This is a genomic window from Myxococcus sp. AS-1-15 (genome assembly GCF_020037055.1).
GTDB classification, from domain to species: domain Bacteria; phylum Myxococcota; class Myxococcia; order Myxococcales; family Myxococcaceae; genus Myxococcus; species Myxococcus fulvus.
Genome location: NZ_JAIQDF010000038.1, coordinates 1 through 9954, shown reverse-complemented (window position 1 = coordinate 9954; position 9954 = coordinate 1). Strand labels below are relative to the sequence as shown.

The window sequence follows — 9954 nt, the reverse complement described above, 5'->3', positions numbered from 1 at the left end:
TCTGGGACGACCGCCGCTACCTCGACATGACCCTGCTCAACTCAACCCCAGACACTGCCGCTGCTTGACACCGCCAAAGAGCATTCCTCCCCCGAACCCCCCTCCGAACAACTACACACGATTCGGGACTTGACCCGGCAGTCTGCCTGGACATCAGGAGGACAGGCGGAACCGCCGTGAGTCTAATCCAACCCACAGCATCCTCTGGCGCTAGCTGGGTTTACGGGTTCGCGGCACGCTATCCTCTCATCCACGCCCAACATAGGGAGCGGGGACCGGAATGGGCCGTGCGTGCGTACTCCACTCCCCTGCCCGCGAAGCCGGCACCGGCTCCTGCCCGTAAAGAGGTCTCCGTGCCCGCCAGTACCCTGGAGGTCAGCATGCAGTCCGCCACCGCGCTCAAGAGCCTGTCCGCGCAGGAGCGCACGACGCTCAAGGACGTGCTCCGCAAGGTGAATGCCCAGTTGGGTATTAGCCTGCTGCGGCAGGTCGCGAAGGAGGCGGGGCTGCTGGGGAAAGAGGCCAAGCGCGCCGACGGCGCCACCCTTAAGCGGCTCGTCGCGGACGCGGACCAACTCACGAAACTCTTGGCGGAGGCGCTCGACGACCGGGGGCGACAGGCTAGTGCCGTGCGCACCCTGCAGCGCATCGCCCTGACCGCCTCGCAGGACCCGACCCTGGACCATCGCGCCCACAACGCATTCAGCCGGGTGCGCCAAGCCTTCGAAACCGGCGAATGGGAGCAGCTCAAGCGCTCCGCCGAGAGCCTGAGGAAGATTCGCGACGAGACGCCGCACGAGTTGCTGGACCTCATCAACGTCCTCATCGCGTTCCTCTCGGGAGACATCCAGCGCATCCTCCACGCCCTGGAGTCGCCCCTGGCACTCCCGTCGGGGCCGCTCCAGCCTCCCAGCCGCCCGGTGGGCGCTTCTGGCACGCGGAACAAGCCGCCGGAAGAGGCCCCGGCCCCCGCGGCCCCTCCGCCCGCCAGCGAGGAGAGCCACCGTGCGCGGCTGGCCGAATACCGCGCCTGTGTCCAGGCGCTCTGCGCGGGGTTGAGGGCGTCCATTGAGAAACTGCCGACGAGAGAGCGGCTCGCTCTGGCCAATACGCGGCTGCAAGACGCTACCGGCTCCCTGGCATCCATCTCCCTCGAGTCCTTCGGGTCCGCGCTGGACCTGGGCAGGCAGTTGCAGACCCTAGGCAGCCGGATTGCCGAGAGCATCCAGCACCTCTCGGATGCGTCCGCCTCCGTGGAGCAGGAAGCCCATCAGCTCGCCAGTGCGGTGGGCAAGTCGCTCGGGACGGTGGCTCCGTTCGATTGCACCCTCATGGGGCTGGCGAAGCTGCCAGCCGCGCTGGAGGCCGAGGTCGCCCGGTGCGAAAAGCAGGTCGAGGCGCTGTTCCAGCGGCTCGGTGAGGCCTCCCTGGATGGCTCCATCGAGCTGCTCCCCCCGCCTGACGCGTCGGCGGGGGCGCAAGGCCTGCTCGAAAGGATCCAGCAGTTCGACCGGAACGTGGCCACCACGCTCAAGGCACGCGCGAACGGCTCCAGGGTGGAGGCCCCGGGAGTGCGCGAGGAGGCGCCCGCGCCTAGGAGCAAGGAGCGCGACATCGAGCTGCGCTTCCGGGTGACAGGAGCTGTCCCGGCGCTCATGTCGGCGGGCCTGCTGGGGCGTCTGCGCGAGGAAGCACGCCACGAAGTGACGGGAGAGGTCCCCTCGTTCCTGCCCGTCGATGGCCGGGCCAACGAGCCGGTGCTCGTCCAGGTGCCCGCGTCGGCCTCCGACGCCGCCGCCGTGAATGCCGCGGCCCGCAACCTGCTGGTCCTGTGGGGCTCGGTGGCCAGGGCGGACACGCCCATACGGCCCCTGGCGCAATGTCTCGAGTTCCTGGGAGAGGCGGCGAAGCTCCAGGAGGTGGTTCGCAAGGACCCCATGGCCCCGCACTTCGACGTCGCCGTGGCGGCCATGGCTCTTCATTGCGCGGCCCTGGACCGGCTGGACGGCCGGGGCCGCAGGCGGCTGGCGGGAGTTCTCTCCTCCAGAACTCCCGCAGAGCTGGAGCGAGGGCTGCTGGAGTGCGCGGAGGCCGCGAGCAAGTCCCCTGCCCTGGCGCGCGCCTGCGCGGAACTGGTGGCGCCAGGGCTTCACCTGCCCCTGGCGCAGGCGGTGGGCGCCCTAGCGCGGACCTCGGCCGCCGTGGCCCGCCGGCTGCTGGACGGCATTGGCATCGCTGCGGCGCTCGTCGGCCGCGACAAGAGCCTTGAGTGCCGCAACGCCGTCCTCCAGGCGCTCGGGGCCGAGCCCCAAGACTCCGAAACGATTGAGGACTTCCTCGACGACGCAGAGCGGCAGTCCCGGCGCGGGGCCCGGCCGGACGTGCCCAAGCTGAAGTCCCTCCAGCCGCTCGTCACGGACTTCGTCGCGGCGATGGGCAGCAGGCTCTGGGAGCGGGGCCGCGGGAGCAATGCAGCCCCCAAGCCCGGTATCGCGCTGCCCAAGGCCGCGGAGAAGGGCCTGTCCCTCACTCCCGGCGCTAGGTTCGTGGAAGTCCCCATCCGCGTGCGCAATGGCGGCGACGCCGCCGTGGGGGGCATCAGCATCCTGGTGAGTCGGCCCGCCAAGGGCGACTCGCCCATCAGCTCCGCCCCTACCGAGCTCCACGTCTCGTGGCTGAGCGACCAGAACCTGGAGGACACGTCCTCGGTGGTCATCGCCTGCCGGCTCGAGCTGGACCCGGACAAGGCGGAGCAGTTCAGCGAGCTGCGGCTGTCCCTTCGCTCCTCGTGGTTCGGCGGCGGGCAGGATGAGAGCTACGTGCTGCCGCTGCGGTTCGAGGAGCGGGCGCTCGCGGAGGCGGAAATCACGGGCTTCAACGGCGAGCCCGTCGACCTCAACGACGAGAAGACCTTCCGGCTGTCGTCCTCGTCCGTGCAGACGTGCTTCAAGAAATTGCGGGGGCGGCTGCGCCAGGGCCGGGCCGTGCGCGCGGTCATCTTCGGCCGGCGGCGGCGCGGAAAGAGCTCCATCTGCGCCTCGCTGGAGGGAGACCGGGAGATACAGAAGCTGTTCTCCGTTCGCCGCCACGTGTGGAACGGACCACGGATGACCACGGCCGCCACCGCGTTCTCGACGCTGTCCGAGCTGCTGGTGGAGGCGCTGGCCCGCAGCGGGGTGGACGCGGCCGCGATGAACGTGACGGACCTGAGCCGGGCGGACGAGATGTCCCAGCGCTTCCTGCACTGGTTCGACCGGCTCTCGGAGTCGCTCAAGGAGAAGACGCGGGTCCTGCTGCTGCTCGACGAGTTCCAGAAGTGGATTGCCGGTCTGGGCTCCAAGCAGGAGCGCCTAGCGCTGCTGGCGGCCTTGCGGCACTTCAATGAGCGCAGCGGCAAGCTAGAGGTCGCCTTCGTCCTGAGCGGCCTGCAGAGCCTCAAGGGGCTCGTCCAGGAGTCCACCGACTTGGCGAATGCCGTGGAGTCCTTCGAGGTCAAGGAACTGACCAACGAGGAGGCGGACCGCTACCTGCGCGAGCGGGTTCCCCTGGAGTTGGACGGGCGCACGCGCCGGCGGCTCATCAGCCTGAGCGGCGGCAATCCTTATGTGCTGAATCGACTGGGCGGCCTCCTGGTGGAGATGTTGCGGCACCAGCAGCGGAGCTGGTGCACGGTGGCGGATGCGGACGCGCTCCTGCTGGACGACGATGCCCAGACGGGGCGGCTCGCCGAGTTCGTCAAGTACATGCTCCACGAGGACGAGGACGATGGTGCAGCGACGCTGCGCCAGCTCACCGTGCTGCGCGCGGTGGCCTCGACCCTGAATGAGCGGGGCGACTTCGATGGCTACGTCCGCATCACGGACGTGGATGCGTGGCTCCAGCGCAACAGCGTGGAGTTCGAGCCGGGAGAGCCTCAGCGCCAGTTGGATGAGCTGGCCCAGATGGGCCTCATCCAGACCCGTGAAGGGGGGCGCCACTACCTTCGTGGGGAGTGGCTGTGCCGGCAGCTCGCCGCGCTGGATCCGGAGAAGGTGAAGCTCCAGCCCGTCACCTCTCGCCCGGACCCGGACTTGGTGCTGGGGCGGTACCGGAAGCGCAAGTTCCTGGACAAGGGCGGAGAGGCGGAAATCTGGCTCGCGGAGAACGTGCAGGAAGGCGGGCACGACGTCGTGCTTCGCATCTACCCTGAGGGCACGGTGGGGCTGCACGAGCGCATCGAGCGGGAGAAGAAGGTGCTGTCCCGCATCCGCCACCCGAACGTCGTCGGCTTCCTGGGGGCCAGCATCGACGATCGCCACGGTGGAGTCGTGGTCCTCAACTACATCAATGGCGAGACGCTGGAGTCCGTCCTGGGAACGAAGCCCGCGTCGGCGCAGACGATTCTTCCTGGCGGCGACGTGGTCGCCCAGGTCCACCTGCTGAAAAAGATTGTCGACGCCGTTGGCGCCTGCCACGCCGAGAACATCGTCCACAAGGACCTGTCTCCCAGGAACATCATGGTGGCGCAGCAGATGGGGGTCTGGGAACCCACCCTCATCGACTTCGGCATCGCCGGGTTCGACACGCAGCCCGTCCAGGACGGCACGACTGCCCTCGGCACACCCGGCTACATCGCGCCGGAAAAGGCGCTGGGCGGCCGGCGTACCCCTCCCGCGGACATCTACTCGCTGGGGGCGTTGTTCCTCCGGGTGCTGACGGGGTGCGAGCCGCGTGAGGCGTTCAGCACACCGGAGCGGCTGGAGCGCCTGCAGGAAGAAGCACGCATGCCCACTCGGCTAGCCAGCCTGCTTCTGCTGATGCTCTCTCGCGACCCTGAGCAGCGTCCATCCGCCTCGGAGGTAAGGGGCAGCTTGGAAACGGTGCTTGAGCCGCACACCTGGAAGGAGCTTCGGGAGAAGGCGGGAGACGCCTTCCTAGACAACCGGGAGGATGACGCGATTCGCCTCTTCGGGCAGACCCTGTCGTCCATCCCGGCCGGGGAGCGCAAGGGCGCGGACTACGTGACGCTGCTGGGGGATGCTGCGGATGCCCTGGCGCAGGCCAATCAGCCAGTTCCCTGGGACACCCAGTGGTTGGACAAGTGGGTCGTCCTCATGAGGACGACGCCGGAGCTGGGCAAGGGGGCGCAGCAGATTCCGGCCGTCTTGAAGGAGTACCGGGTGAAGTTCCCCCAGGAGGGGGCTCGCCTGATTCGCCAGTTGGCCTCGGCCCTGGCCCAGCCGCCGGCGAGTCCCGCGCTGGTGCCGTTGCTGCGAGAGGTGGCCCGGGAGGACCTGTTCCGCGAGGCGGATGCCGCCACTGCGACCTTCGAGGCCCTAGCCCGCTACTATTCGGAGAACCACCTCGACGTGGTGTTGCTGGAGGACTTCGGGGTGCGCTGTGCCCGGCATGCTCGGGTCCGGCTCCAGCAGCCGCTCACCGCGGAACTGTGGCTTCAGCGCGTCCGCCGGCTGGGGCAACAACCGCGCGCAGACTACGACGAGGAACTCAAGGCCCTCACGGAGGCGCGCAGGAAGACGGGCAAGCTCCAGACGCTGCCTGAGGCGAAGAAGCAGGAGCCGATGAAGGTGGGCGTGGACGAGCGGGGGCACCTCGTCATGTCGAAACTGGAGGAGTTCGACAGCCGCATCCGGAACCTGTTCCCCTTCGTCTACCGGCTGGAGCGCGTCACCAAGGACCGGAATGCAAAGGCTTCACGCCCCACTCTGCTGCGGCTGGACAACATCGCCAGGCACCTGCCACAGGGTAGCCAGGACCCGGGGAACATCATTCCCCTGGTGCTCGATGGCTCCTTCACGGCGGAGGGCATTCCCTTGCGAATGAACATCGTCCTGCCCGCCGAGACCACGTCATCGCAGCGAGATGCCGCGCTCAACGTCCTCAAGGAAGCCGTCGACATCTTCGACTTCCACGGTTGAGGCCATGACCGGAGTGCCCGTCAAACTCCCTGACACAGGGGGCCAGCGTCTCGAAGCCCTCGCCCTCGAGAATGCCCGACTGAAGGGCGAGGACGCGCAGTCGCTGCGTAACCGTCCGGCGAGCGACGTGGCGGGAGGCATTGCCGGGGTATCAGTCGTGGTGGACCCTGGCCGGAATGTCGAAGCCGGCTGAGAAGCAGGAGTGGTTCCAGGTCGCCGAGGCCTTCGAGGCGAGCGGCCTGACGCAGAAGGAGTTCTCCGCACAGCGAGGGTTGAGGCTGAGCACGCTGCAGTCGTGGGTATACCGGCGCCGACGTCAGCGCCCCCGGAAGGCGCAGGAGGTGCGCCTGCTGCCGGTGGAGGTATCGGCCGTCGCGCAGGTGAGTCCTGTGCTGCTCGAGGTGGCGCTGGCCAGCGGAGCCAGGTTGCGGTTCCCCGCGGGCGCCGACGTCGATTACGTCGCCCGGCTCGTCACCGTGCTGGGCGGGTGAGCGCGTGTTCACGCTTCCGGCGTCCGTGCGCGTGGTGCTGGCCACCGAGGCGGTGGACATGCGCAAGTCGATTGACGGCCTCATGGCGCTGGTGAAGTCCGCCTGGGGCGAGGACGTCTACTCCGGCCACCTCTTCGCCTTCGTCTCGAGGCGGGGCGACCGCATCAAGGTGCTGACGTGGAGTCGGGGCGGCTTCGTGCTGCTGTACAAGCGACTGGAGACGGGCCGCTTCCGGCTGCCGAAGGTGGACGCGGACGCGAGCGCGGTGCACCTGGACGCGACGCAGTTGGCGATGCTGCTGGACGGCATGGATGTCACCGACGTCAAACGCTCGCCCGTCTGGACGCCACCCGGGCGCACGTCCTCGTAGCGCGAGGACAGGCCGTGGCGCCGCGAGGTGTTGGTACCAGGTGCCCCGCGAGCTGCCCCAAGACCACTTCTGTCCCTGGCGCGAGGAAGCCGAAGAGCTTCGCGAACGGATGACGTCGCTGGAGGCGAAGATGGCGGCGCTGGAGCGGCGCGTCTTCGGCCGCAAGACGGAAAAGCTGCCTCCGGTGGCAAAGGAACTGAAGCCGTCGTCCACCAGCCCGGAGGACGAGGCGGCCCGGGCCGCGAGCGCACTGCAGACGCGACGCGAGCGCGCGGCCCGTAAGGCCGCCGGGGCCGTGGAGCGCGAAGTCCCGCACGAGGTGCCCGCCGAGGAGCGGCGCTGCCCAGCGTGCGGCAGCGAGGCCCTCAAGCCCCTGGGAGAGGGGCGCCGGACGGTGGTGTACGAGTACGTGCCGGCCTTCTTCGAGAAGCAGGTGCACGAGCAAGAGGTCCTGGCGTGCGCCTGCGGCCGAGGTGTCGTCACCGCGCCCGCGCCGCCCAAGGTGGTGGACAAGGGCGAGTACGGGCCGGGTCTCCTGGCCCACGTCGTCGTCTCCAAGTGCGCGGACGCCATGCCCCTGCACCGGCTGGCTCAGCGGATGGAGCGCGGCGGGGTCCCCATGAGCCGCAGCACGCTGACGGACCTCTTCCACCAGTCCGCCGAGGTGCTGCTACCGTTGTCCTCGCACCTGCTGCAGTGCATCGCCTCTGCGGAGGTGGTGTGGGCCGACGAGACGCCACTGCGCGTGCTGGACGTGAAGAAGACGCGCCGGGGCTACCTGTGGACATTCCTCACCCAGACGCCCCAGGGAGAGTGGCTCATCGGCTACCGCTTCAGCCTGGGGCGCGCGGGCAAGACGCCCAAGGACGTGCTGGGAGGCACCACGGGCGCGCTCGTGGTGGACGGGTACACTGGCTACAACGCGGTGACGCTGCCGGAGGGCCGCACGCGCGTCGGCTGCTAGGCCCAATGCCGATCAGTTAGGTCGCCCTTGCCTGGGGCGACGCGCTGGTTGAGGGTGTGGCGCTCTCGTTCTCGGAGATCGCCACATGGGGCTGGCTCAGGCCGTTCAGGGTGCAGCGCTGGTTGCTCCCGAGCAGTTCGAGCGGTTTCGGCAGCACATCGACCCGGTGTGGGTGGAAGAAGCCGTAGTGGCTACGGGCTTCGCTTCGATACGCCGTCGGCGTCTGCCAGCCGACCAGGTCATCTGGTTGGTGGTCGGCATGGCGCTGATGCGCAACGAGTCCATCCAGCGCGTCGCCACCCTGCTGAATGTGGCGTTGCCAGCACGCAAGGGAGCCACGGACGTGGCGCCCAGTGCGCTGACCCAGGCGCGCCAGCGATTGGGCGACGAGCCGATGGAGTACCTCTTCCAGACGACGGCCTCGACCTGGGCCCACCGCAGCGCCAAGGCGCATGCCTGGCACGGGCTGTCCGTCTACGCGCTGGATGGCACGACGGTGCGGGTGCCGGACTCTCCCGACAATTGGAGTCAGTTCGGTGGCAGTCAGGGCAACGGCACTCGCGCCGGCAGCGCCTATCCGACGATACGCGCGGTGGCGCTGATGGCGGCACGCTCCCACCTTCTGGCGGGAGTGCGATTCGGGCCCTACGCCACTGGGGAGGTGACGCTGGCGGCAGAGCTGTGGAGTCAGCTGCCCGAGGACTCGATAGTCATCGTCGACCGCAACTTCACCGCCGTGCGGGACCTGCTGGAGATTGCGACCGGAGAGAACAACCGGCACTGGCTGGTGCGAGCCAAGGCGCAGATGAAACCCGTCCCGCTCCAGCACCTTGGCACCAACGATGAGCTGGTGGAACTGCCGGTGACTCGGCACATGCGCGCTTCGAACTCCAGGCCCATGCCCGAAGCCGTCCGCATGAGAGCCATCCGCTACAAGCGCCCCGGCTTCCGTCCCGGCGTGCTGCTGACGTCGCTGCTGGACGCGAAGAAGTACCCGGCCCAGCAGATTGTCCAGCTGTACCACGAGCGGTGGGAAATCGAGCTGGGGTACGACGAAATCAAGACGCACCTGTTGGACCGGCAGGAGGCCATTCGCAGTCGCACGCCCCAGGGCGTCCGCCAGGAAGTGTGGGGCATCCTGCTGGCCTATAATCTAGTGCGCGTGGAGATGGAGCGGGCAGCGCACGAGGCGGGCGTGGAGCCGACGCGCATCAGCTTCGTCAATGCGCTGGCGCTCATTCGCACCGCTTGGCTGGTCTGGTCGACTCCACCGCTGGCACCCGGCCGCATTCCGGAGCACCTGCTCGACTTGCGCAGGCACCTGGGGCTGCTGCTGCTCCCGAAACGACGGAGCGAGAGGCGCCACCCACGCGTCGTAAAGATAAAGATGAGCAACTACGACAAGAAGTGGGTGAAACGCCCCCCGCCCTAACTGACCGGCATTGCTGCTAGGCCCACCTGCGTCGTCGCTTCTTCGAGGCGCTGTCCACCGCGCCTGAAGCCCGGGAGGCGATGGACTTCATCCTCGAGCTCTACCGCGTGGAAGCCCAGGCGCGGGACGCGGACCTCGTGGGCACCGCGGCGCACCGAGCGCTGCGCCAGGAGTCCAGCACTCGCATTCTCGCGCGTCTGTCGACGTGGCTCGCAGTCCAGACGCCGCGCCACCCGCCGAAGAGCCCCATGGGACAGGCCCTCTCCTACGCGACGAAGCAGTGGGAGGCCCTCACGCGCTTCGTCGACAACGAGCGGCTGCCTTTGGACAACAACCGCTCGGAGGCGGCGCTGCGAAAGGCAGCTCTGGGCCGGAAGAACTTCCTCTCCGTCGGGCACGAAGCCGCCGGAGAGAACCTTGCGGGCCTCTACGCGCTGGTGGCCACCTGCGAGGCCAACGGCGTCAATCCCGAGGCGTACCTGGCCGACGTCCTGCTACGCGTCCAGACGCATCCCAACTCGCGCATCGCAGAGCTGCTGCCGCACGAGTGGAAGCGTCGGCAGACCACAGGTCCTCCCGAGTCGCACCTCCAACCCATTCCCTGAACACCCCTCCGGTCGTGGCGTCTACCGGGCACGGACCTCGTCCGTCTTCAACCGCTTACGCCACGTCGCTGACCGGACGGATACATCCTCGCTGCGTGGAGAACTCCTTCTGCGTCAGGCCGCTCGCCTCGAAGGCCTCGGCGACCTGGAACCACTCCTGCTTCTCAGCCGGCT

5 protein-coding genes and 1 pseudogene are annotated in these 9954 nt (G+C 68.4%); all 6 read left to right on the top strand.

The window, feature by feature from the left end:
- Positions 1-353 precede the first annotated feature (353 nt).
- Positions 354-5918: a serine/threonine-protein kinase gene (locus K8625_RS44745; RefSeq protein WP_223786039.1), complete on the top strand. Its 5565-nt coding sequence runs from the start codon at positions 354-356 to the stop codon at positions 5916-5918.
- A 176-nt stretch (positions 5919-6094) separates the two neighbouring features.
- Positions 6095-6409: an IS66 family insertion sequence element accessory protein TnpB gene (locus tag K8625_RS43120; RefSeq protein ID WP_223786038.1), complete on the top strand. Its 315-nt coding sequence runs from the start codon at positions 6095-6097 to the stop codon at positions 6407-6409.
- 4 nt (positions 6410-6413) lie between these two features.
- The gene (gene tnpB / locus K8625_RS43115) at positions 6414-6779 is read left to right on the top strand and encodes an IS66 family insertion sequence element accessory protein TnpB (protein ID WP_223786037.1); all 366 of its coding nucleotides are present in this window, start codon (positions 6414-6416) and stop codon (positions 6777-6779) included.
- A 109-nt stretch (positions 6780-6888) separates the two neighbouring features.
- A complete protein-coding gene (locus tag K8625_RS43110; protein ID WP_223786036.1) occupies positions 6889-7743 on the top strand; it encodes an IS66 family transposase in 855 nt (284 codons plus the stop codon).
- An 85-nt stretch (positions 7744-7828) separates the two neighbouring features.
- On the top strand, positions 7829-9175 hold the full coding sequence (locus K8625_RS43105) for an IS4 family transposase (protein ID WP_223786035.1): 1347 nt from the start codon (positions 7829-7831) through the stop codon (positions 9173-9175).
- Positions 9176-9195: 20 nt separating this feature from the next.
- Positions 9196-9780: pseudogene (locus K8625_RS43100) on the top strand (transposase); the annotation flags it as partial.
- Between the last annotated feature and the right edge of the window lie 174 nt (positions 9781-9954).